Source organism: Streptomyces sp. NPDC048196, assembly GCF_040652715.1.
In the GTDB taxonomy this organism is placed as follows: domain Bacteria; phylum Actinomycetota; class Actinomycetes; order Streptomycetales; family Streptomycetaceae; genus Streptomyces; species Streptomyces siderophoricus.
In genome coordinates this window covers 431,320-452,298 of record NZ_JBEZMM010000001.1, presented here as the reverse complement: position 1 = coordinate 452,298, position 20,979 = coordinate 431,320, and the positions used below count along the sequence as shown (strand labels likewise).

22 protein-coding genes are annotated in these 20,979 nt (G+C 71.8%); 10 read left to right on the top strand and 12 right to left on the bottom strand.

All coding sequences use genetic code 11. The features are described from left to right. The first annotated feature begins 19 nt into the window (after positions 1-19). Together AB0E02_RS02150 and AB0E02_RS02145 are read left to right on the top strand one after the other, a co-directional pair. A complete protein-coding gene (locus tag AB0E02_RS02150; RefSeq protein WP_362135553.1) occupies positions 20-1,069 on the top strand; it encodes a nitronate monooxygenase in 1,050 nt (349 codons plus the stop codon). Between the two features lie 30 nt (positions 1,070-1,099). Beyond that, a complete protein-coding gene (locus tag AB0E02_RS02145; protein ID WP_362134973.1) occupies positions 1,100-2,035 on the top strand; it encodes a tyrosine-protein phosphatase in 936 nt (311 codons plus the stop codon). A 12-nt stretch (positions 2,036-2,047) separates the two neighbouring features. Here AB0E02_RS02145 and AB0E02_RS02140 read toward each other — a convergent pair whose 3' ends face one another. The 4 genes from AB0E02_RS02140 to AB0E02_RS02125 form a co-directional block, all read right to left on the bottom strand. Beyond that, positions 2,048-3,205 carry an acetyl-CoA C-acetyltransferase gene (locus tag AB0E02_RS02140; protein ID WP_362134971.1) on the bottom strand — a complete coding sequence of 386 codons (1,158 nt, stop codon included), beginning with the start codon at positions 3,203-3,205 and terminating at the stop codon, positions 2,048-2,050. A 39-nt stretch (positions 3,206-3,244) separates the two neighbouring features. Then, the gene (locus AB0E02_RS02135; RefSeq protein WP_362134969.1) at positions 3,245-3,832 is read right to left on the bottom strand and encodes a TetR/AcrR family transcriptional regulator; all 588 of its coding nucleotides are present in this window, start codon (positions 3,830-3,832) and stop codon (positions 3,245-3,247) included. Between the two features lie 50 nt (positions 3,833-3,882). Continuing rightward, positions 3,883-4,668, bottom strand: a complete 786-nt coding sequence (locus AB0E02_RS02130) for an SDR family oxidoreductase (RefSeq protein WP_362134967.1) — start codon at positions 4,666-4,668, stop codon at positions 3,883-3,885. Between the two features lie 82 nt (positions 4,669-4,750). Continuing rightward, entirely contained in the window at positions 4,751-5,926 is a 1,176-nt protein-coding gene (locus AB0E02_RS02125) for an acyl-CoA dehydrogenase family protein (RefSeq protein ID WP_362134965.1), read from the bottom strand. 110 nt (positions 5,927-6,036) lie between these two features. On the opposite strand from AB0E02_RS02125, the gene AB0E02_RS02120 reads away from it, so the two are divergent. From AB0E02_RS02120 to AB0E02_RS02105, 4 genes are all read left to right on the top strand, one after another. Further along, positions 6,037-6,927: an enoyl-CoA hydratase gene (locus tag AB0E02_RS02120; RefSeq protein WP_362134963.1), complete on the top strand. Its 891-nt coding sequence runs from the start codon at positions 6,037-6,039 to the stop codon at positions 6,925-6,927. Continuing rightward, positions 6,927-8,105, top strand: coding sequence for an acyl-CoA dehydrogenase family protein (locus AB0E02_RS02115; protein WP_362134961.1), 1,179 nt, complete (start codon positions 6,927-6,929; stop codon positions 8,103-8,105). The genes AB0E02_RS02120 and AB0E02_RS02115 overlap by 1 nt, the downstream gene beginning before the upstream one ends. Continuing rightward, complete coding sequence (locus tag AB0E02_RS02110; RefSeq protein WP_362135551.1) at positions 8,105-9,157, top strand: acyl-CoA dehydrogenase family protein; 1,053 nt, start codon at positions 8,105-8,107, stop codon at positions 9,155-9,157. Before AB0E02_RS02115 ends, AB0E02_RS02110 begins: the two co-directional genes overlap by 1 nt. 111 nt (positions 9,158-9,268) lie before the next feature. Then, the gene (locus tag AB0E02_RS02105) at positions 9,269-10,342 is read left to right on the top strand and encodes an acyl-CoA dehydrogenase family protein (protein ID WP_362134959.1); all 1,074 of its coding nucleotides are present in this window, start codon (positions 9,269-9,271) and stop codon (positions 10,340-10,342) included. A 38-nt stretch (positions 10,343-10,380) separates the two neighbouring features. Here AB0E02_RS02105 and AB0E02_RS02100 read toward each other — a convergent pair whose 3' ends face one another. Next, complete coding sequence (locus AB0E02_RS02100) at positions 10,381-10,725, bottom strand: helix-turn-helix domain-containing protein (RefSeq protein WP_362134957.1); 345 nt, start codon at positions 10,723-10,725, stop codon at positions 10,381-10,383. 219 nt (positions 10,726-10,944) lie between these two features. Between AB0E02_RS02100 and AB0E02_RS02095 the strand changes: the two genes are divergently transcribed. Then, positions 10,945-11,283: an STAS domain-containing protein gene (locus AB0E02_RS02095; protein WP_362134955.1), complete on the top strand. Its 339-nt coding sequence runs from the start codon at positions 10,945-10,947 to the stop codon at positions 11,281-11,283. 40 nt (positions 11,284-11,323) lie between these two features. On the opposite strand, the gene AB0E02_RS02090 is transcribed toward AB0E02_RS02095, so the two are convergent. Then, entirely contained in the window at positions 11,324-12,163 is an 840-nt protein-coding gene (locus AB0E02_RS02090; RefSeq protein WP_362135549.1) for a patatin-like phospholipase family protein, read from the bottom strand. Positions 12,164-12,270: 107 nt separating this feature from the next. Continuing rightward, positions 12,271-13,314: an NAD(P)H-binding protein gene (locus tag AB0E02_RS02085; RefSeq protein ID WP_362134953.1), complete on the bottom strand. Its 1,044-nt coding sequence runs from the start codon at positions 13,312-13,314 to the stop codon at positions 12,271-12,273. Positions 13,315-13,415: 101 nt separating this feature from the next. Here AB0E02_RS02085 and AB0E02_RS02080 point away from each other — a divergent pair, with 101 nt between their 5' ends. Then, on the top strand, positions 13,416-14,420 hold the full coding sequence (locus tag AB0E02_RS02080) for a helix-turn-helix domain-containing protein (protein WP_362134951.1): 1,005 nt from the start codon (positions 13,416-13,418) through the stop codon (positions 14,418-14,420). A 51-nt stretch (positions 14,421-14,471) separates the two neighbouring features. Here the strand turns inward: AB0E02_RS02080 and AB0E02_RS02075 are convergent, their stop codons facing one another. After that, entirely contained in the window at positions 14,472-15,089 is a 618-nt protein-coding gene (locus AB0E02_RS02075; protein WP_362134948.1) for a TOPRIM nucleotidyl transferase/hydrolase domain-containing protein, read from the bottom strand. A gap of 96 nt (positions 15,090-15,185) precedes the next feature. Here AB0E02_RS02075 and AB0E02_RS02070 point away from each other — a divergent pair, with 96 nt between their 5' ends. Further along, complete coding sequence (locus AB0E02_RS02070) at positions 15,186-15,680, top strand: GNAT family N-acetyltransferase (protein WP_362134946.1); 495 nt, start codon at positions 15,186-15,188, stop codon at positions 15,678-15,680. Between the two features lie 65 nt (positions 15,681-15,745). Here AB0E02_RS02070 and AB0E02_RS02065 read toward each other — a convergent pair whose 3' ends face one another. Continuing rightward, the gene (locus tag AB0E02_RS02065; protein ID WP_362134944.1) at positions 15,746-17,461 is read right to left on the bottom strand and encodes a multicopper oxidase family protein; all 1,716 of its coding nucleotides are present in this window, start codon (positions 17,459-17,461) and stop codon (positions 15,746-15,748) included. Then, a complete protein-coding gene (locus AB0E02_RS02060) occupies positions 17,454-17,948 on the bottom strand; it encodes a hypothetical protein (protein WP_362134942.1) in 495 nt (164 codons plus the stop codon). The genes AB0E02_RS02065 and AB0E02_RS02060 overlap by 8 nt, the downstream gene beginning before the upstream one ends. A 156-nt stretch (positions 17,949-18,104) precedes the next feature. Between AB0E02_RS02060 and AB0E02_RS02055 the strand changes: the two genes are divergently transcribed. Beyond that, positions 18,105-18,932 carry a LysR family transcriptional regulator gene (locus tag AB0E02_RS02055; RefSeq protein WP_362134939.1) on the top strand — a complete coding sequence of 276 codons (828 nt, stop codon included), beginning with the start codon at positions 18,105-18,107 and terminating at the stop codon, positions 18,930-18,932. Between the two features lie 114 nt (positions 18,933-19,046). On the opposite strand, the gene AB0E02_RS02050 is transcribed toward AB0E02_RS02055, so the two are convergent. Together AB0E02_RS02050 and AB0E02_RS02045 are read right to left on the bottom strand one after the other, a co-directional pair. Beyond that, the gene (locus tag AB0E02_RS02050) at positions 19,047-19,712 is read right to left on the bottom strand and encodes a response regulator transcription factor (protein WP_362134937.1); all 666 of its coding nucleotides are present in this window, start codon (positions 19,710-19,712) and stop codon (positions 19,047-19,049) included. Continuing rightward, on the bottom strand, positions 19,709-20,884 hold the full coding sequence (locus AB0E02_RS02045; RefSeq protein ID WP_362134935.1) for a sensor histidine kinase: 1,176 nt from the start codon (positions 20,882-20,884) through the stop codon (positions 19,709-19,711). The genes AB0E02_RS02050 and AB0E02_RS02045 overlap by 4 nt, the downstream gene beginning before the upstream one ends. Positions 20,885-20,979 lie beyond the last annotated feature (95 nt).

Sequence of the window (20,979 nt, the reverse complement as noted above, 5' to 3'; positions counted from 1 at the left end):
CCGTATGACGGACGCGGGGATCGAGACCCCGCTGACCAAGCTCGTCGGGGTGCGGCACCCGATCGTGCAGACCGGCATGGGGTGGGTGGCCGGCCCCCGGCTCGTCTCGGCCGCCGCCAACGCGGGCGCGCTGGGCATTCTCGCCTCCGCCACCATGACCACCGACCAGCTGCGTTCGGCCGTGCGCGAGGTCGCGTCCCGCACGGACGCGCCGTTCGGGGTCAATCTGCGGGCGGACGCGGGCGACGCCGCCGAACGCGTCCGCATCATCGTCGACGAGGGCGTGAAGGTCGCCTCGTTCGCCCTGGCCCCCTCCCTGGAACTGATCGCCCGGCTCAAGGGCGCCGGGGTGGTCGTCATCCCGTCGATCGGCGCCCGGCGGCACGCGGAGAAGGTCGCCGCGTGGGGCGCCGACGCGGTGGTGGTGCAGGGCGGCGAGGGCGGCGGCCACACCGGGAACGTGGCCACCACGGTCCTCCTCCCCCAGGTCGTCGATGCCGTGGACATCCCGGTGATCGCGGCCGGCGGCTTCCACGACGGCCGGGGCCTGGTCGCCGCGCTGGCCTACGGCGCCGCCGGGATCGCCATGGGCACGCGCTTCCTGCTCACCTCCGACAGCACCGTCCCGGACGCGGTCAAGGCCAGATACCTGGCCGCCACGGTCCAGGACATCACCGTCACCACCAAGGTCGACGGCCTGCCGCACCGGATGCTGCGCAGCGAGCTGGTCGACACGCTGGAGCGCTCGGGGCGGGGGGCGGCGCTGCTGCGGGCGCTGCGGCACGCCGCCGCGTTCCGACGCGACTCCGGCATGGGCTGGGCGCAGATGGTGCGCGACGGCCTGGCCATGAAGCACGGCAAGGACCTGACGTGGAGTCAGGTGCTGCTGGCGGCCAACACCCCGATGCTGCTCAAGGCCTCGATGGTCGAGGGCCGCACCGATCTCGGGGTGATGGCCTCGGGCCAGGTCGCGGGGCTGATCGACGACCTGCCGTCCTGCGCCGAGCTCGTCCACCGCGTCATGACCGAGGCACAGCACACCCTCCACAATCTTCCCCTCGCAAGCTGAATTCCCCCTCCACCACAGGGAGTTGATGTGATGCGCACTACCCCTGTACGGCTGGCCCCTCCGGTGGCGATCGCCGCCATGGTCACCCTCGGCGTCCTTGCGCCCTGCGCCGTCGCCGACGCCCCGGCGCAGGTCGCCGTCGCCGCCGCCCCGCAGCACGAGCAGGGCGGCGCAGCCGTCCACCGCATCGTGCTGCAGGGCGCGGTGAACGTCCGCGACCTGGGCGGCTACCGCACCGGCCTGGGGCGATACGTCCGCTACGGCCAGGTGTTCCGGGCCGACGGGCTCGGCAAGCTGACCGACGCCGATGTGGCGAAGCTGTCCGCGCTGCATCTGCGGACCGTGGTGGACTTCCGCGTTCCGCTGGAGGTCCGGCAGGACGGCGCGGACCGCCTGCCCGCCGGGTTGTCCGCCACCGCACGGCCCGCGGACGACCTCGGCCTGTACGCGAAGACGATGGCGGCCATCGCCACCAAGGACCCGGCCAAGCAGCAGGAGCTGCTCGGCGACGGCAAGGCGGAGGAGCTGATGCGGTCGATCTACCGCAACTTCGTCACCGACGACAAGAACCGCGAGAGCTTCGCGCAGACCCTCCGCGACATCGCGGACCACGAGCGGTCCCCGCTCCTGTACTACTGCACCTCGGGCAAGGACCGCACCGGCTGGGTGAGTTATCTGCTGTTGCGCGCCCTCGGTGTCCCGGACCGCACCGCGACCGGCGACTACCTTCTCTCCAACGAGCTGCGCGCCGAGCCGGACCGCGCGACCCGGGAGGCGCTGAAGAAGGCCGGCCTGATGGAGAACCCCGACCTTCTCATCCCGCTCCAGGAGGTCCGCGAGGACTACCTACGGGCGGCGCTCGACCAGGCCGAGAAGGACTACGGCAGCCTCGAAGGCTATCTGCGCCAGGGCCTCGGCCTGGACACCGCGACCCTGGTCAGGCTCCACGTTCAGCTGGTGAGGTGAGGAATTCGACGGTCAGAGCCGCTCGATGATCGTGACGTTGGCCTGGCCGCCGCCCTCACACATCGTCTGCAGACCGAATCGGCCGCCCGTGCGCTCCAGTTCGTGCAGCAGGGTCGTCATCAGCTTGGTGCCGGTGGCGCCCAGCGGGTGGCCGAGGGCGATGGCGCCGCCGTTGACGTTGACCTTCTCCGGGTCGGCGCCGGTCTCCTTCAGCCAGGCGAGGACGACCGGGGCGAAGGCCTCGTTGATCTCGACGAGGTCGATGTCGTCGAGGGTCATCCCGGCCTTCTTCAACGCGTACGCGGTGGCGGGCAGGGGTGCGGACAGCATCCGGATCGGGTCCTCGCCGCGGACGGAGAGGTGGTGGATGCGGGCGCGCGGCGTCAGCCCGTGTTCCCGCACGGCGCGCTCGCTCGCGAGGAGCAGGGCGGAGGCGCCGTCGGAGACCTGGGAGGAGACGGCGGCGGTGAGCCGGCCGCCCTCGATCAGCGGCTGGAGGCCGGCCATCTTCTCCAGGGTGGTGTCGCGGCGCGGGCCCTCGTCGGTGGTCACCTCGCCGTACGGGACGGTCTCGCGGTGGAAGCGGCCCTCGTCGATGGCGCGGACGGCCCGCTGGTGCGAGCGCAGGGCGAACTCCTCCATGGCGCGGCGGGAGATGTCCCATTTCTTCGCGATCAGCTCGGCGCCGTGGAACTGGTTCACGGGCTGGTCGCCGTACCGGGCTCGCCATCCCTCGGAGCCGGCGTACGGGCCCTGGGTGAGGCCGAGCGGCTCGGCGGCCTGGCGGCTGGCGAAGGCGATCGGCACCTGGGACATGTTCTGCACGCCGCCCGCGACGACCAGGTCCTGGGTGCCGGAGAGGACACCCTGGGCGGCGAAGTGCAGGGCCTGCTGGGAGGAGCCGCACTGCCGGTCCACGGTCACTCCGGGGACCTCCTCCGGCAGTCCGGCGGCCAGCCAGCAGGTGCGGGCTATGTCCCCCGCCTGCGGGCCGACCGTGTCGAGGCAGCCGAAGACGACGTCCTCGACGGCCGCCGGGTCGGCTCCGGCGCGCTCCATCAGCGCCTTCAGGACGTGCGCGCCGAGGTCGGCCGGGTGCACGGCGGCCAGCCCGCCGTTCCGCTTGCCGACCGGGGTGCGGACCGCTTCGACGATGTATGCCTCGGCCATGGCCACTCCTCTTTCTTGTCTACGTTCTCGGGTCGTCCCTCATTCCCGGACGGCGATGCCTTCCAGCACCGTGGACAGGTACTGGCGGGCGATCTCCTCCGGGCTGTGCTGTCCACCCGGCCGGTACCACGAGGCGGCGACCCAGACGGTGTCGCGCACGAAGCGGTAGGTGAGCCGGATGTCGAGGTCGGCGCGGAAGTCCTTGGCGGCCACTCCGCGCTCCAGCGTGCCCAGCCACGCCCTTTCGAATTTCCGCTGTGCGTCGGTGAGGTAGCCGAAGCGGGGGTGGGTGCGCAGGTGCTGGGACTCCTGCTGGTAGATGGCGACGGCGGCGCGGTGCCGGGCGATCTCCCGGAAGGATGCGGTGACCAGGGCCTCGATGGTCTCCCTGGGGCCGAGCCCGGCGGCCAGTACCGCGTCGTACCGGGCCCGGAGCTCGTCCAGGAAGGTGGCGAGGATCTCGTCGAGCATCGACTCCTTGGAGTCGAAGTGGTAGTAGAGGCTGCCCGCGAGCATGCCCGCCGCGTCCGCGATCTCGCGGACGGTGGTGGCGCGGTAACCCTGCGCGGCGAACACCTCGGCGGCGGTGGCCAGGAGTTCCCCGCGCCGCTCGGGCGCCGGGCTCATCGCGGTCTTCCTCCTGCTGGTGCCTGCTCGCGGGCCTGTCCACGGTCGCCTCACGGGTGCTGGCTGCTGACCGACAGGACCTCCCCGGTGAGGTACGAGGAGTAGCCGCTGGCGAGGAAGACGATGACGTTGGCCACCTCCCAGGGCTCGGCGTAGCGGCCGAACGCCTCGCGGGCGGTCAGCTCCTCCAGCAGCTCGGGGGTGGTGACCTTCGCCAGATGGGGGTGCATGGCCAGGCTCGGCGAGACGGCGTTGACGCGCACTCCGTAGTCGGCGGCCTCCAGGGCGGCGCAGCGGGTGAGGGCCATGACGCCGGCCTTGGCGGCGGCGTAGTGCGACTGGCCCTGCTGGGCCCGCCAGCCGACGACGGAGGCGTTGTTGACGATGACGCCGCCGCTGCCCGCGGCCTTCATCCGGCGCAGCGCGGCGCGGGTGCAGCGGAAGGTGCCGTTCAGGGTGACGTCGAGGACCTTGTCCCACTGCTCGTCGGTCATGTCGACGAGGTCGGCGGTGCCGCCGAGCCCGGCGTTGTTGACGACGATGTCGAGCCGGCCGTGGCGCTCCTCGGCCAGCTCGAAGAGGGCCGCGACCTGGGCCTCCTCGGTGACGTCGCAGGGCAGGGCGGCGACGCGGTCGGCGCCGAACCCGGCGGCCAGCTCCGCCTCGGACTCCTTGAGGCGGCGGGCATGGGCGTCGGAGAGGACGACGCTCGCGCCCTCTTCGAGGAGGCGCCGGGCGGTGGCGCCGCCGATTCCGGCACCCGCGGCGGCGGTGACGACGGCGGTCCGTCCCGCGAGCAACTGGTGGCCGGGCACATACGGGGGCGGGGCACTCATGGCCGTACCTCCTTCGGCAGGCCGAGGCTGCAGTCCCCCGGGGGACGCCCCCCGTACCCCCGGCCGGTGCTCGGCAGCCTCCTCATGGGCGAACCTCCTTCGGCAGGCCGAGCACGCGCTCGGCGATGATGTTGCGCTGGATCTCGTTCGAGCCGGCGTAGATCGTGTCGGCGCGGGAGAAGAGGAACAGCCGCTGCCAGTCGTCGAGGTCGTACGGCGCTCCGACGGCCGTCATGCCGTCGGCGCCGCGCACATCCATGGCGAGTTCGCCCAGGTCGCGGTGCCAGGTGGCCCAGAAGATCTTGCCGATGGACGCCTCGGGGCCGGGGGCGCCGGCCGCGACGCCGTCGAGCATGCGCAGGGCGTTGCAGCGGATGATCTCCAGGCCGGTCCAGGCCCGGGCGATGCGGTCGCGGATCAGCGGGTCCCGGGCGGCGCCGTTGCGTCTCGCCAGCTCGATGAGGGATTCGAGTTCGCGGCGGAAGCCGACCTGCTGGCCGAGGGTGGACACACCGCGTTCGAAGCCGAGGGTGGCCATGGCGACCTGCCAGCCCTCGCCGGGCGCTCCGACGATGTTCCCGGCGGCGGTGCGGGCGCCGTCGAAGAACACCTCGTTGAACTCGGAGGTGCCGGTGAGCTGGGTGATCGGCCGTATCTCCACGCCCGGCTGGTCGAGCGGGACCAGCAGGTAGGACAGGCCGTGGTGGCGGGTGGAGCCGGGTTCGGTGCGGGCGACGACGAAGCACCAGTCGGATTCGTGGGCGAGTGAGGTCCAGACCTTCTGACCGGTGACCACCCACTCGCCCGCTTCGTGGTCGAGCTCGGCCCGGGTGCGTACGTTCGCCAGGTCCGATCCGGCGTCCGGCTCGCTGTAGCCCTGGCACCACAGCTCGTCGACGGCGACGATCCGGGGGAGGAAACGCTCCCGCTGCTCGGGAGTGCCGAAGGCCATCAGGGTGGGGCCGAGGAGTTGTTCGCCGAGGTGGCCCACCCGGGCGGGGGCGTCGGCGAGGGCGTACTCCTCGTGGCAGGCCACCTGTTGTTCGAGGGTGGCGCCCCGCCCGCCGTACTCCTCCGGCCAGCCGACGCAGGTCCAGCCCGCGGCGGCCATGTGCCGTTCCCAGGCGAGGCGTTCGGCGAACGCCTCGTGTTCCCGGCCGGGGCCGCCGCGTCCGCGCAGGCCCGCGAACTCCCCGGTGAGATTGGCCCGCAACCAGGCGCGGAACCCGGAGCGGAACTCCTCGACGCTGCTGCTCATGGGCGGCTCCGGACGACTCTCGTGGGACGGGCGTCCCGGCGGATCGACTTCTCGACGGCCGAGGGCCCGTACGTTAACCTACCAAACAATTGTTAGGGAAGGAGGGGCGGATGTCCGCTGCCCGCAACGCGTCCTCAGGGCCCGTCCGCTACGAACGCCAGGGGCCCGTCGCCCTGGTCACGATGGACCGGCCCGACTACCGCAACGCCCAGAACTCCACGATGACCTACGCCCTGGACCGGGCCTTCTACCGCGCGGCCGACGACGACGAGGTGAAGGTCGTGGTGCTCGCCGGGGCGGGCAAGCACTTCTCGGCCGGCCATGACATCGGCACCCCGGAGCGGGACGCCCATCTGCCGTTCGACCGCAAGGCCGGCCTCTGGTGGGACCACTCGGACAAGGAGGGCGCCGAGAGCCGCTACGCACGCGAGTCCGAGGTCTATCTCGGCATGTGCCGCCGCTGGCGCGAGCTGCCCAAACCGGTCATCGCCGCCGTCCAAGGCGCCTGCGTGGCGGGCGGGTTGATGCTCGCCTGGGTCTGCGACCTGATCGTCGCCACCGAGGACGCCTTCTTCGCGGACCCGGTGGTGCGGATGGGCATTCCGGGTGTGGAGTACTTCGCCCACCCGTGGGTGATGCCACCGCGCATCGCCAAGGAGTTCCTCTTCACCGGCGACCGGATGAGCGCCCGCCGGGCGTACGAGGTGGGCATGGTCAACCGGGTCGTCCCGCGTGAGCAACTCAACGACGCCGTACGTGAGTTGGCGCTGCGCATCGCCGAGATGCCGCGGCTCGGACTGGCACTGACCAAGCGCGCGGTCAACCAGGCCGAGGATCTGCAGGGCCTGCACACCGGGCTGGACTCCGTCTTCGGACTGCACCACGTGGCGCACGCTCACAACGCCGAGGTCGCCCGGGACTCGCTGGGCGGCATGGACATCCGCGCCATGCGGCACCATGCCGAGGGGCGCCCCTCCTCCCCCGGAAAGGCGTCCGGCTGATGGACCTGGACTTCACGCCGGCGGAGGACGCGTTCCGCGACGAGGCTCGCGCCTGGCTCGCGGCCCATGTGCCGCCGGTACCCCTGCCCTCCCTGGAGACCGCCGAGGGTTTCGCCGCACACCGGGAGTGGGAGCACACACTGTGCGCGGACCGCTGGTCGGTGGTCTCCTGGCCCGCGGAGTACGGCGGCCGGGGCGCGTCGATCCTTCAGTGGCTGGTCTTCGAGGAGGAGTACTACGCGGCCGGCGCGCCCGGCCGGGTCAGCCAGAACGGCATCAACCTCCTCGCACCCACCCTCTTCGAGCACGGCACACCGGAGCAGCGGGCCCGGATCCTGCCGCCCATGGCGAGCGGCGAGGTGATCTGGGCCCAGGCCTGGTCCGAGCCGGAGTCCGGCTCCGACCTCGCCTCGCTGCGTTCCACGGCCGTGCGCACCGACGGCGGCTGGCTGCTGAACGGCCAGAAGACCTGGTCGTCCCGGGCCGCCTTCGCCGACCGGGCCTTCGGTCTCTTCCGCAGCGACCAGGGCGGCCTGGCGACGGGCAAGCCGCACCGGGGGCTGACGTATCTGATGTTCCCGCTGGACGCGGACGGCGTGACCGTACGCCCCATCGGCCGCCTCGACGGCAAGCCCGCCTTCGCCGAACTGTTCCTCTCGGACGTCTTCGTGCCGGACGAGGACGTGATCGGCGAGCCGGGCCAGGGCTGGCGGGTCGCGATGAGCACGGCGGGCAACGAGCGCGGGCTGACGCTGCGCAGCCCGGGCCGCTTCACGGCCGCCGCCGAGCGGCTGACCGCACTGTGGCGCGACCACGCCGACCCGGCGGACACCGCGATACGCGACCGGGTCGCCGACGCGGTGATCCGCGCCCGCGCGTACCAGCTCTTCACCTACGCCAACGCATCAAGGATCGCCACGGGAAGTGCCATCGGCGCCGAGTCGAGCCTCAACAAGGTCTTCTGGTCGGAACTCGACATCGCCCTCCACGAGACCGCACTCGACCTGCTCGGCCCCTACGGCGAGCTGTCGGACGAGGCCGAGGAGGCACCCGCGCACGGCAGCTGGTCCGAGGGCTACACGTTCTCCCTCGCCGGGCCGATCTACGCCGGCACCAACGAGATCCAGCGCGACATCATCGCCGAGCGGCTGCTCGGTCTTCCGAAGGGACGCCGGTGATGCGGTTCCTCCTCGACGAGGAGCAGCGGGATTTCGCCCGCTCACTCGACGCCATGCTCACGGCCGCGGACATCCCGGCAGTCGTACGGGCCTGGGCCGCCGGGGACCCCGCGCCCGGCCGCGCCGTCCGGGCCCGGCTGGCCGAGGCCGGCGTGTTCGCCCTGGCCGTACCGGAACGGCACGACGGGCTCGGCCCGCTGCCCACCGAACTCGTGGTGGCCTTCATCGAGTTGGGCCGCCACGTGGTGCCGGGCCCCGTGGTGGAGACGGTCGCCGCGGCGGCCCTGCTGGACCGGCTCGGCACACTCGGCGACGAGGCGACGGCCGCCACCTGGCTGCCGGGCATCGCCTCCGGCAAGACCGCCGCCTCGCTGTGCCTGATCTCCGGGCCCGGCTCTGGACCTGGCTCTGGACCTGGCTCTGGGTCCGCCTCCGGATCCGGCGCCAGCCCGTACGCCCTGGACGCCGACTCCGCCGACGCGGTCTTCGTCGTCGACGGCGACACCGTCCGCCTGACCGAGGCAGCCGGACCGGTGCAGCCGTCCGCCGACCCCGCGCGCCGGCTGTCCCGGCCGCGCGGCGGCACCGTACTGGCGCGCGGTCCACAGGTGTCCGCCGCGGCCGCGCACGCCGCCGAGGTCGCGGCCCTGGCGACGGCGGCGCAGGCCCTCGGGCTGGGCCGGGCGCTGCTGGCCCGGACGGTGGCCTACGCCCGGCAGCGCACCCAGTTCGGAGTCCCGATCGGCTCGTTCCAGGCCGTGAAGCACCGTCTGGCCGACGCGCTGATCGCCCTGGAGTTCGCCGAGCCACTGGTGCACGCCGCGGCCCTGGCACTGTCCGCGCACGCGGAGTCGGCGGGCGCCGAGATCGCGGCCGCCAAGGTGTCCGCCTGCGAGGCCGCCTGTTCCGCCGCCCGCACCGCCCTCCATCTGCACGGCGCCCTCGGCTACACCGAGGAGCTGGACCTCTCCCTCTGGATCCGCAAGGCCCGCGCACTGCGTGGCGCCTGGGGCACCCCGGCCGCCTGCCGCGCCCGCGTCCTCGCGCCCTGATGTCCCTGATTCCCCCGCCCCCGCCCCAGGTGCGTAAGGGCGGAGCACCGGACTTCAACAAAGGCGCACCGGGTGACCGGGGCGGCGCGCCGCACGGAAAGGAGCAGACGAGTGAGGCTGACGGAGGAACAGGAAGAACTGCGGTCCGCCGTGCGTTCGCTGCTCGCACGTCACGAGGGTCCGGCGGCCTGGCGGCCCCTGACCGAGCAGATCGGCGTCGCAGGTCTCGCCGTCCCCGAGGAGTACGGTGGCGCGGGCTGCGGGGCCCGGGAGGTCCACGCCGTGCTGGAGGAGTTGGGGCGAACGCTGAGTCCCGTGCCCTACCTCGGCTCCGCGGTGCTCACGGTGCAGGCGCTGCTCGCCTCCGGCGACAAGACGGCCTGCGCGCGGCTGCTGCCGCGTCTCGCCGAGGGCCGCACGGTGGGGAGCCTGGCGTGGGCCGAGCAGGGTTCCTGGGACCCGGCGGCGATCCGCGCCGAGGCCGCCCCCAGGCCCGACGGGGCCTGGTGGATCACCGGGGCCAAGGAGCACGTGCTGGACGGGGCCGAGGCCGACGTGCTGCTCGTGGCGGCCCGTACAGCCGCCGGGGTCTCGCTCTTCGAAGTGGCCGTGGCCAGCACGGGACTCCGCCGCGACGCCGTGGTCACCATGGACCGAACCAGGGCCCAGGCATGCGTGCTGCTCGACGCCGCCGAGGGCCGGCTCATCGGCACGGACGGCGACGGCGACCGCATCCTGGCGCACGTCCTGAACCTGGCCTGCACGGCGCTCGCCGCCGAGCAGGTCGGCGCGGCCGAGCGGGCCCTGGAGCGCACGGTCGCCTACGCCAAGGAGCGCATCCAGTTCGGCCGGCCCATCGGCTCCTTCCAGGCGGTCAAGCACCGGCTGGCGGATGCGTACGTGCTCGTGGAGTCGGCGCGCTCGGCCGCACTCGGTGCCGCCTTCGCGGCCGCCGGGGGCTCACCGGAGCTGACCCGCTACGCGGCCGTCGCCAAGTCCGCCTGCTCCGAGGCGTTTTCGGCGGTGGCGGGCGAGATGGTCCAACTGCACGGCGGCATCGGCATCACCTGGGAGCACGACGCCCACCGCTTCCTCAAGCGCGCACACAGCGCGGCCCAGCTCTTCGGTCCCCCGGCCTGGCACCGCCACCGGCTGTCCGCCGACCTCGGGTTGACCGTGGCCTGACCCGAAACATCTCCTCCACCGCACGCGGGTGGTCGGCCCTACAGCTCGGCCCGCGAGGTCGGCTCGGTCGGCTCACCGCTGCGGCGGGCTTCGTCCTGGACCAGGAGTGAGAGGAGGGAGGCGACGGTGAGGCCGGCTTCCGCCGGGTGCCGCAGTACCTTCTCTGCCTCGATCCGGTAGGTGTTCGTGCGTCCTTCGCGCTTGTGGGACAAGTAACCGTTTTGCTCAAGGTCAGCAATGATCCGTTGGACGGCGCGCTCGGTGAGCCGACAGTGCGCGGCGATGTCGCGGATGCGGGCGTTCGGGTCATCCGCGATGGCCGCCAGCACGCGCGCGTGGTTGGTGATGAACGTCCATCCGTTGTGAGGGTCAGGCACTCCCATGAGCCAATCTTAAGGCGCCCTTGGCCGACACTGAATACATGACATATATTTCGTGTACTGCGTTGCGTGTGTTGATGTTCCGGCGTCGGCAGGTCTCCGAAGGAGGGCTACGAGGTGGATGCTCGGGAAGAGGCGGTTGCGACAGGTCGCGCCGGGAGGACGCCACCCTTCACGCAACCCGAGAAGTCGGTCAGCGACCCGGCGAGTTCGCCGTGTCTCGTGCGGATCTACAGCGATCCCCACACCGATGAGACCGTGGTGGCACTGCGCGGCGAGATCGACCACGGCTGCGAGGAGACCCTCGAAACCTCCCTCACCAGCGCATTGCGCTGCTCCGACCACGGAATCGCGATCGACCTCAGCAAGGTCTCCTTCTGGGCCTGCTCCAGCGTGAAGGTCCTCCTCGCCGTCCGTCAGCTGGCGCTGCAGCACGGCAAGACCGTCTCCCTCCTGGCGGCCAGCCCCATTGCGCACCGCGTACTCGAACTGACCGAGACCCTGCAGCTCTTCACCACGAGCACGGGTGCTGTCCCCCGCGTCCCGCATCCGTCGGCGTGACCCATTGGGTCCCGCGCCCTGACACGGCGATCAGCCCCCGTCAGCCTCTCCCCCACCCGGATCGGAACTGCCCACCGACGTCGCCCGCCTGGCGAAGGCCCGCCTGATACGCCGGTCCCCAGGCAGCCCGGTCATTCAGGTCCGGGCCGAAAGCACGCACGGAGGCCGGATCGGGACCGACGGTCAGCACGGTTTCTGCCCCCACGAGCGCCAATTCCTGGTCGAGCAAGGCTCGGGGATACAGGTGCGCCATCGGCTCCAGCACGACCAGTGTGCGGGCTCCGACCGCGAGATCGGCGTTGGTGCCCGACCGCAGCGCACCGTCCATGTACCGCCGGCCGTTGATGGCAACCGGCGGCGCCGCCCCGGGGAAGGCGCTGCTCGCCGCCACGGCGTGCACCAACGGCACACCGCTGTCGCGGTCCCACACCACGGGCTCACCGGTGGTGGCGTCCACCGCGGTGATCAGCAGCCGACGGTCCGGCCACACATGCGCACCGATCAGGGCGCCCCGCCCCGCGATCAGCGCTTCCTCGGCCTCCTCGTCGGCGCTGTCGAGCGCGAGCCGGCCCACTCGGCGCCTCGCCTCGCCGGGCTCCAGGCCACGGTCACCGAGCACCGCGAACACCGCGCCCATCCGCCCAGGATCGACCTCGGGCGGACGACCGGCCGGACGAGCCGGAACGGTCGCGACCCGCCCGAGGTCCTGCCCCGTGGCGAGCAGCGCAGCAACGATCGCGCCGGCCGATGTGCCGACGAACAGGTCGGCCTGCCCCAGGTCCACCCCCTCGCGCTGCAACCCGCAGGCCAGCCCCGCCATCCAGGCCGTGCCTACGGGACCTCCACTGCCCAGGACCAGACCCCGGTCGAATGAGTGCATTGCCCTCTCCCCCTTGGTGGAAAAAAATTCGTACCTGACCACGAAGTGTCGCAACTCCATGATCCGTGAGATGGGTTGGGGGGCGAGCATGCGAAGGCGGCCGCCGGCTACTGGTCCGGGGACGGGTCGAACTCGACCGTGAGGTGGGGCGCCAACGCGCGGAGGAAGTCAGCGGCGTCGAAGATCTCGCCGGGTGCTGCGGCCCCGGCGGTTCTGACGCGCCCGTCGAGAATGCGGCGGACCGCTTCGACCACCAGGGGCGCGCTGACGTGGTAGATGTCCTGGCCGCGGGCGGTGGCGCGCCGTTCGGTGTCGCCGGCGCGTGCGACCACCTCGACCAGGAAGGTCTGCTGGGAGCGCCCCTTGGCGTCGATGGGGACGGGAGGTTCGGCATCCGGGGCCAGGACGTCCGTGACCGCAGCGGTCGTCATGTACGTGTGGAGGTGCCGGACGGGGAGGTGGCGGGAGATGGTGATGCTGTCCGCCGTGGTGAACTCGGCGACCACGGTCTGCTTGCCCAGCGGAGGGGGAAAGGCCCATTCGGTGGTCGGCGCCTGGTCGGTCCGCAATTCGAGGCGGCCGTTGGTGTGGACGAGGCGGCGGCCGTTGCGGCGCTGTCGGGAGACCTGGCTGGAGGCGCGGGTCCCGGCCGTGGGGTGCCAACTGCTCAATGCGTAGGCCAGGGACACCTCGTCGGCCGAGGGCCAATCCCCCAGTGCGGCGGTGGTCAGCAGATCGCCGAGGGCACCGAAGAACGCCATCGCGGGGATGACGGGGAGGCCGGCGGCCCGCGCCGACTCGGTGTAGTGCGCGAAGACGTCGGCGACGGCCTCCACTTCGCCTGCGACGTCCGCGTACGGGATCCGGGCGGCCAGTGCCGCCTCGATCACGGGGGCGGCCGTGGTGGCGAAGGGGCCGGCGCAGTTGATCACGGCCGCCGTGCCGGCCAGCGCGCGGTCGAGGGAGCCGGGGTCTTCGACGGAAGCCGGCCGCACGTCGAGGCCGGGGTGGGCCCGGGCGAGTTCCTGCAATCGTGCGGCGTCGCGTCCGGTCAGGACCGGGCGCAAGCCGCGTTCGAGGAGCTCCGCCACTACGAAGCGTCCGGTGTGGCCATAGGCGCCGAAGACCGCCACCTGGGGATGGGATCGCATATGTCCTCCTGTCGTCACCGAGTGATCTCTCGCGGACAGCGTGCCTGCGGCGGAGCGGGACGACGAGCGGCAGGAATGCCATGCCTCGTACAGTTCCGGACATGACTACCGTCGCCCCGGCCACGCACACGGTCGCGCTCGCCGTCACGGACGGGGTGCGCCACTTCGAACTCGCCGCGCCCTGCGAGGTGTTCGGCGTCGACTGGTCCGACATAGCCGATCCCTGGTACGCGTTGACGGTCTGCGGGCCGTCCGGCGCCCGGGTCGGTGGACACTTCCGGCTCGAACCCGACCAAGGGCTGGACCGGCTGCCGGACGCCCGGACCGTGATCGTCCCCGCCTACGCACGGATCGACGAGGAACCGCCGGGCGAACTGATCGACGCGGTCCGCGCGGCACACCAGGCCGGTGCCCGGGTGGTCTCGCTGTGCACCGGGGCGTTCGTCCTGGCCGCCGCGGGCCTGCTGGACGGACGGCGCGCCACCACACACTGGGCCCATGCCAAGGCGCTGGCCACCCGCTACCCCGCCGTGCACGTCGATCCGGACGTGCTCTACGTCGACGACGGCAATGTGCTCACCTCCGCGGGCAAGGCCGCCGCCATGGATCTGTGCCTGCATCTGGTCCGCCTCGACCACGGCTCCGCGATCGCCAACGCAGTGGCCCGCAACCTGGTCGTGCCACCCCACCGCCCCGGGGGCCAGGCACAGTTCGTCACCACGCCCCTCCCCGACCCTCGCCCCCACCCGCTCGCTACCCTGTTCCCCTGGGTCCTGGCCCGCCTCGACCAGCCACTGACGGTCCAGGACCTCGCCCGTCAGACGAACATGAGCCCACGCAACCTCGCCCGGCACTTCCACGCGGTCACCGGCACCACGCCACTACGGTGGTTGCACACCCAACGCATCCACCGCGCCCAAGAACTCCTGGAAAACTCCGACGACAGCATCGACGCCATCGCCACAGTCACCGGCATGGGCACCACCGCCTCACTGCGCCGGCACTTCAACCGCACGCTCGGCGTACCTCCGGACACCTACCGACGCACCTTCCGCCAGCGCCATGACACGACACGACAGGCAGCGTCGCCCCGGCGGCTCCCGTGACGCCGGCGCCCCTACCGAGGCACTGCCACCGAGCGTGAACCCGCCCGGCGGTCAGAGGCCGGCGAGCAGGCCGTCGAGCGGTGCGGGTACGCGGTCGGGGTCGAGGGCCTCGACGAGGACGCGGCCGTAGCGGATCTTGCGGCCCTTCTTCGTGCCGAGGAAGCGCCGCAACTGCTGCTGTGAGGTGCGGCCCTGCTGAGCGGGCTGACGCAGGAAGGTCTGCAGGGCACGCAGGTCGCCCTCGGCCCGGACGAGCTCCGCCACCCGAGTCACGCCCAGTGCGCGGATGAGCTCGTCCTCCAGATCCGCCGCACAGACGAAGAACCCTTGCTGGGCTGCACCCGCCTGCCCGAAGGCGCGGTCATAATAACGGCGTTCCGCCTCGTCGCACAGTCCCGTGAGGCGGAGGTCCAGGCCGGCGGGCCCGAGGAGGCGGGCGAAACGACCGACGCTCATCGCACCGCCCATCGGCAGGACGCAGATTCCTTCGGCCGCCAGGTCCCGGCCGCGGCGCGCGGCCAGCGCGCTGACCGCTGCGGCATCGCTCAGCCCTTCCAGCAGGACCACTGCCCGTACGGGCAGCCGCGCGGCCAGCTCGCGCGCGGGGTCGCCGGGGCCACCGGCCGCCCACGCGGTGACCGCCTCCTGAAACGACCCCATATCAGCCATGGGACGAGTCTCCGCCCTTCCCGGCCGCCGCGGTAGGGAATTTCCGAGCCCGAAAGGGAGTTGCCATCGGCCGCATCCGGGCGGCAGTCTCCGTGCATGATCGAGTTGCAGGTGCTGACGGCGGACGACTGGACCGTGTGGCGGGAGTTGCGGCTCGCCGCGCTCACGGACGCGCCTGATGCGTTCGGATCCCGGCTCGCGGACTGGCAGGGCGAGGGTGACCGCGAGGAGCGGTGGCGCGGTCGCCTGGCCATCCCCGGCTCACGCCATTTTGCCGCGGTGCTCGGGGGCAAGCCGGTCGGGATGCTCAGTGGTGTCCCGGGGTCGGACAGTGGTGTCGTCGAGCTGATCTCGATGTGGGTCAGCAAGGACGCGCGGGGGCAGGGCGTGGGAGACCATCTGCTGCGGGCGGTCGAACAGTGGGCACAGCAGACGCGAGCCGAAGCCTTGCAGCTCGCGGTCAGGCCCGGCAACGAGAACGCCCTCGCGCTCTACCGGCGCAACGGATTTCACGATACCGGGCCGGTCGGTGAGCTGCTGCCGGACGGACGCCGGGAGCATGTCATGGTCAAAAGGCTCAGCCCACGGTGACGCGTCTCCCAGGCAGCGGCTCAGGCTCCGGCTCCGGTCGGACACCAGCCACCCCACCATCGCCGTCAGACGACTTCGAGGTTCGCCATCATTCCCATGTCTTCGTGTTCGGCGTTGTGGCAGTGGAAGAGGTAGCGGCCGCGGTGGCCGTCGAAACGGGTGATGATCTCCGCCGATTCACCCGGCCGCAGGGAGATGGTGTCCTTCAGGCCCGCATCGTGGGGCAGCGGCCGGTGACCGCTTCGTGAGAGCACCCGGAAGCCGACCAGATGCAGATGGACGGGGTGGTGGACATCGGCGACCAGCCGCCACACCTCGACATCACCGAAACGGACGGTGACATCGGAGCGTGCAGGGTCGAAGGGAAGCCCGCCGATCAGCCATCCGTGATCGCCGTGCATGCGCCCGGCGCGGAAGGAGAACTCGCGCACCCTGCTGGCGTCCGAGCGCCGCCAGCTCGGCAGATCGTTGGAGAGGGTGCGGGGGATGCGGCTGTCGTCGGGGGCTTTGCGTGCGATCCGGAAGGCCATCACGTCGCGGGTACGCCCGGAGCCCAGCCGGTTGACGATCCGGACGCGGCTGCCGACCGGGACACCGGAGAAGTCGATGACGGTGTCGTAGCGTTCGGCCGGCGCGATCGGCAGGAGTCGGTGGGTGACCGGCGATGCGAGGAGTCCCTGGTCGGCGCCTATCTGGACGAGATCGAGCCGGCGTCCGTCGTCGTCGACCGCTTCGAGTTCGTAGTGCCGGGCGTTGGAGGCGTTGAGGATGCGCAGTCGGTATCGGGCCGCGTCGACCTCGTGCACGGGCCACGGCGCACCATTGACCAGGATCACATCACCGAGGACGCCGGCGAGATAGGGCTCGCGCACTCCCGGCTGTTCCCGCAGGGTCGGGTCGAGGGCGGGGTAGGCGAGGCTGCCGTCGGCGGCGAACGCACGGTCCGCGATCATCAACGGCAGTTCGCGCGGGCCCGCAGGCAGTCCGAGAGCGTCCTCGGCATCGTCGCGCACGATCTGCAGCCCGGCCAGCCCCCGCCAGATCGCGGGCGCGGTGAAGTCCATGCGGTGGTCGTGGTACCAGAGCAGTGCCGGCCGCTGGTCGAGCGGAAACGTGTAGTCGCGCGTCAGTCGGGTCAGCACCGCTCGCGGATCGTGCATGCCGTGCCCCGCGACGTTCCCCATGCCATGGCTCATGTCGCGGTCCATGCCGTGGGCGGTGTGTGTGGCATGGGCGGTGTGTGTGGCATGGGTGGCGTGTGTGCCGTGGGCAGGGTGCATGCCGTGGGCGTTGTGCGGCCAACCCGCAGGCAGTACGAGGTCGGTCGGGTACCCGTCCGAAGCGGCCGGGGTCCTTCCGCCGTGCAGGTGCACGACGGTCGGTACGGGCAGGTCGTTGCGGTGCGTCACGGTGATCGGCCGACCGCGGCGCGACTCGATCGTCGGCCCGGGGAAGGTCCCGCCGTACGTCCACAGCGGTGTCCTGACGCCGGGCAGGATCTCCAGGGTCGCTTCGCGCTGGGTGATGTCGTACCGGTCGACCCCGCCCGAGGTGCTGATCGGCGCCAGTACGGAGGGAAGCGGCAACGGCACCCGGAACGCGGGCGGCAGCGGTACCGCGCTGCGCAGTTCGGCACCGGTGACCGACGGGCGGCGGGACAGTGCCGCCGACGCCGACAGCCCGGTGGCCGCCATCAACCCCAACGCCCCGCCGATGCCCAGCACTTGGCGCCGTGCCAGGCCGCGGGCAGCCCCGGAGCGGTCCCCATCGTGCTCACTCATTGCCGGCCTCCTGCTTCTCCTGCCCCTGCGCGGTCCGTCGTTCGCCAGGGAGCTGCGGTCGCCGGCTCAGGGGCCGACGCCAGACATCGATGAACTGCACGACGAGCGCGACGATGGTCATCACCCCCAGCGGCAGGTGCAGCCACAGCGCGCCGGCCATCCCGGCGAAGTACTGCACCGTCTCGGCCGCCACCACGGCCGACGTGGCCAGAAACGGCCGGCTGTGGCGCAGCCGGACCCAGGCCATGAGCGCCACGATCACCTGCAGGTATCCGAGCGAGGTGACGGTGTTGGCGCCGACCGCGTGCCAGCGCAAGGCGTCGTAGTCGCCGCTCAGATACACCCCGGCGAACACCGGTTGACCGACGATCGCCGCCACGTGCGCGCTGACGACGGCCCGCAGGGCCCACCCCGTGGGTGTCGTCCGCTGCGTGGTGGCGGACCGGGCCGGCACAGCCGGGCGGAACCTGTCGGTTGCGGTGGCCATGAGGCGTCTCCTCCCTCGCTTCCCATTCCCCATCGCCCACGACGTTATGATCTGCGAGTAATCACGTCCAAGACCAATATCGCTATGGCGTTATGACCCTGCCGGTATGGCCACGCGGCAGGCGCGGTCGGGGGCGCGAAGGAAGGAGGAGAGGGCGTGGATCTCCACTCGCTCAGGCAGTTCGTGGTGGTGGCACGGCTGGAACACCTCAGCCGCGCAGCCGATGAACTCCACGTCGCCCAGCCGTCACTCAGCCGCACCATCGCCCGGTTGGAGAACGAACTGGACACCCCCCTGTTCGACCGGGCCGGCCGGCTCCGGCTCAACGACGCCGGGAAACTCTTCCGCGCACACGTCGAACGCGCCCTCGGTGAGCTCGACGCGGGACGACGGGCCGTCGCCGAGGCCACCGGCGACGGCTTCGGCACCGTGCGGCTGGCGTCGGAAACCTTGCTCACCCTCACCGGGCCGCTCGCCGCGTACAAGCGAGCCCATCCCTCCGTCGAGGTCGAGCTTCACCAGCTGCCCGCCGAGGAAATGGCCCGCCGCCTGCGGGCCCAGGACATCGACCTCTGCGTCGCGTCCCAACCGATCGCGGCCGACGGCCTGGAAGCGGTGCCACTGCACACCGAGGCGGTGGGGGTGGCCACGCCACTCGACCACCCGCTTGCGGGCCGCCCCTCCGTCACCGTCGACGAACTCGCCGGCCAGCCCTTCGTCGCCACCCGCGAAGGACACTGGCAGCGCCGCCTGCTCGACCGCCTCTTCGCCGGCCGGGGGCTCACGCCCAAAATCGTCTGCGAAGGCGACGAGGCCGGCGCGCTGGCAGACCTGATCAGCGCAGGACTCGGGATCGGCCTCGTCCCCGCCCTCGCCCAGCGCACCGCCATGAGTGCCCCCGTCGCCTGGATCGCCGTCGACAGCCCCGACTGCCGTCGCACGCTCACCCTTCTCCGGTGCGCCTCTCCGCAGCCGCTCGCCTGATGCGCGACACGATCACGAACTGGGACTGGACCAGCGGTCAGGCAAAGGGGAACCCATGACGGACCAAGTGCCTGGCCCTGGTCGCGAGGTGCGCCACGGGATCCGGGCAGGCGATCAGCGGGGCGGCGCGACGAGCCCCAACTCGTAAGCGGTGATGACCAGTTGGACCCGGTCCCGGGCGTGCAGCTTGGTGAGCAGTCGTGACACGTGGGACTTGGCGGTGGCCACCGTGATGAAGAGGTCCTCCGCGATCTCGGTGTTCGACCGGCCGCGCCCGACCAGGGTCAGCACTTCCCTCTCCCGCTCGGTGATGCCCTCGACCCGCCGTGGGGAGCGCTCCGGGGCGGCCTTTTCGGGGCCCTTGACGAAGTCCGCGATCAGACGGCGCGTCACTCCCGGCGCGATCAGTGCATCGCCCGCGGCGACCACGCGGACCGCCGTGAGGATGTCGTCCAGCGCCATGTCCTTGACCACGAAGCCGCTCGCGCCGGCCCGGAGGGCGCCGTAGACATGGTCGTCCTCGTCGAAGGTGGTCAGGACCAGCACACGGGTCGTTGCCGGGCCGGCGGTGATCAGGCGGGTGGCCTCGATCCCGTCCATGCCGGGCATCCGGATGTCCATCACCACGACGTCGGGGCGGAGGTCGCCGACGAGCCGGACCGCTTCGGAACCGGTGGCGGCCTCACCGACGACTTCCAGGTCGGGGTGGTCGGCCATGATCACGCGCAGACCGGACCGCACCAGCGGCTGGTCGTCGGCGAGCAGGACCCGGACGGTCATCGGGCCTCCACCGGAACTGCGACGGGTGCCGGCAACGGCAGCCGGGCCGCTACCCGGTAGCCGCCCTCGGGGCGCGGTCCGGTGCTGAGCCGGCCGCCCAGCAGGGCGACCCGCTCGCGCATGCCGATGAGGCCGAAGCCGTGGGCCGAGCCGTTGCCCGTGCCGCCCCGCCCCTCGTCGACGACCTCCACGAACAGCTCCTCGTCCCCGTGGTCGATCGTCACCCGGCAACGCCCGGTGCCGGCGTGGCGGACCACGTTGGTCAGCGCCTCCTGCACGATGCGGTAGGCGGACAGGCCGATGTCGGCGGGCAGCGGGCGATCATCGCCGGTTCGGCGCACGTCGACGCGTACCCCCGCGTCCGCGGTCGCCGCCGCCAGCCGCTCGATGTCCGCCAGCCCCGGCGCGGGTGCGGGCGGGGACTGCTTCGAGGCGGTCACGTCCCGTTCGGCCTGACGGAGCGAGACCAGTGTGCGCCGAAGCCCCGACAGCGTCTCCCTGCTGGTGGCCTCGATGGCGCGCAGGGCCTCGCGGGCCTCCGCCGGCTGGGTCTGGATGACCCGGCTCCCCACACCGGCCTGAATGGCGATGATGCCGATGCTGTGCGCGACCATGTCGTGCAACTCCCGTGCGATCCGCAGCCGTTCGGCGGTCACGGCCTCGGCCACCTCCTGCGAACGCAGCGCCACCGCGTGCTCGCGGCGCTCGCGGCGGAGCAGGCCGGTGATGCAGGAGGCGGCCATCGCCAGCAGAGCGATCAGGCCATTGACGCTCAGGCTGTCCCCATGCGCGAAGAGGCCGATCACCAGGAACTGCACGACGAAGGACACCGAAACGGCGACGATCGAAGCCCGTCGTACGCAGTGGGCCACGATGAAGCCCAGGACGAGATCCACCGCCAGAAACGACAGGAACTGGCCCTGGTACGACACCGCCAGGCTCCTGTGCAGGGAACTCGGAGTGCCCACCACCACGGCAGTGGATCCGAAGAGCGCCAGGGCCAGAGCCAGCAGCGGCATCCGTCGCACCACGCCGACCAGCAAGCTCACGGCCAGCAGTGCCCCGACCCCATGGACCGTCCCCGACACCCGCGGCGCCACCCCCACCAGCAGACCCACCATGAGGAGGTAGCAGGCAGCCCCCGCCCAGGCCACGGCCTTCGTTCTCGTCATGGGCGGCATGTCCTCTTGCGGCCCGGGCCGCGGGGCGCCATGCGCGCGGGCAGCACAGTGATCGTTATGCGGTTCACGCCGCGAGACTAACCGGT

Excerpts from the sequence above, each read along its gene's own strand:
- AB0E02_RS02145 (WP_362134973.1), top strand. The coding sequence starts at position 1,100 with ATGCGCACTACCCCTGTACGGCTGGCCCCTCCGGTGGCGATCGCCGCC.
- AB0E02_RS02140 (WP_362134971.1), bottom strand. The coding sequence starts at position 3,205 with ATGGCCGAGGCATACATCGTCGAAGCGGTCCGCACCCCGGTCGGCAAG.
- AB0E02_RS02135 (WP_362134969.1), bottom strand. The coding sequence starts at position 3,832 with ATGAGCCCGGCGCCCGAGCGGCGCGGGGAACTCCTGGCCACCGCCGCC.
- AB0E02_RS02130 (WP_362134967.1), bottom strand. The coding sequence starts at position 4,668 with ATGAGTGCCCCGCCCCCGTATGTGCCCGGCCACCAGTTGCTCGCGGGA.
- AB0E02_RS02125 (WP_362134965.1), bottom strand. The coding sequence starts at position 5,926 with ATGAGCAGCAGCGTCGAGGAGTTCCGCTCCGGGTTCCGCGCCTGGTTG.
- AB0E02_RS02120 (WP_362134963.1), top strand. The coding sequence starts at position 6,037 with ATGTCCGCTGCCCGCAACGCGTCCTCAGGGCCCGTCCGCTACGAACGC.
- AB0E02_RS02115 (WP_362134961.1), top strand. The coding sequence starts at position 6,927 with ATGGACCTGGACTTCACGCCGGCGGAGGACGCGTTCCGCGACGAGGCT.
- AB0E02_RS02110 (WP_362135551.1), top strand. The coding sequence starts at position 8,105 with ATGCGGTTCCTCCTCGACGAGGAGCAGCGGGATTTCGCCCGCTCACTC.
- AB0E02_RS02100 (WP_362134957.1), bottom strand. The coding sequence starts at position 10,725 with ATGGGAGTGCCTGACCCTCACAACGGATGGACGTTCATCACCAACCAC.
- AB0E02_RS02090 (WP_362135549.1), bottom strand. The coding sequence starts at position 12,163 with ATGCACTCATTCGACCGGGGTCTGGTCCTGGGCAGTGGAGGTCCCGTA.
- AB0E02_RS02085 (WP_362134953.1), bottom strand. The coding sequence starts at position 13,314 with ATGCGATCCCATCCCCAGGTGGCGGTCTTCGGCGCCTATGGCCACACC.
- AB0E02_RS02080 (WP_362134951.1), top strand. The coding sequence starts at position 13,416 with ATGACTACCGTCGCCCCGGCCACGCACACGGTCGCGCTCGCCGTCACG.
- AB0E02_RS02075 (WP_362134948.1), bottom strand. The coding sequence starts at position 15,089 with ATGGCTGATATGGGGTCGTTTCAGGAGGCGGTCACCGCGTGGGCGGCC.
- AB0E02_RS02070 (WP_362134946.1), top strand. The coding sequence starts at position 15,186 with ATGATCGAGTTGCAGGTGCTGACGGCGGACGACTGGACCGTGTGGCGG.
- AB0E02_RS02065 (WP_362134944.1), bottom strand. The coding sequence starts at position 17,461 with ATGAGTGAGCACGATGGGGACCGCTCCGGGGCTGCCCGCGGCCTGGCA.
- AB0E02_RS02060 (WP_362134942.1), bottom strand. The coding sequence starts at position 17,948 with ATGGCCACCGCAACCGACAGGTTCCGCCCGGCTGTGCCGGCCCGGTCC.
- AB0E02_RS02050 (WP_362134937.1), bottom strand. The coding sequence starts at position 19,712 with ATGACCGTCCGGGTCCTGCTCGCCGACGACCAGCCGCTGGTGCGGTCC.
- AB0E02_RS02045 (WP_362134935.1), bottom strand. The coding sequence starts at position 20,884 with ATGACGAGAACGAAGGCCGTGGCCTGGGCGGGGGCTGCCTGCTACCTC.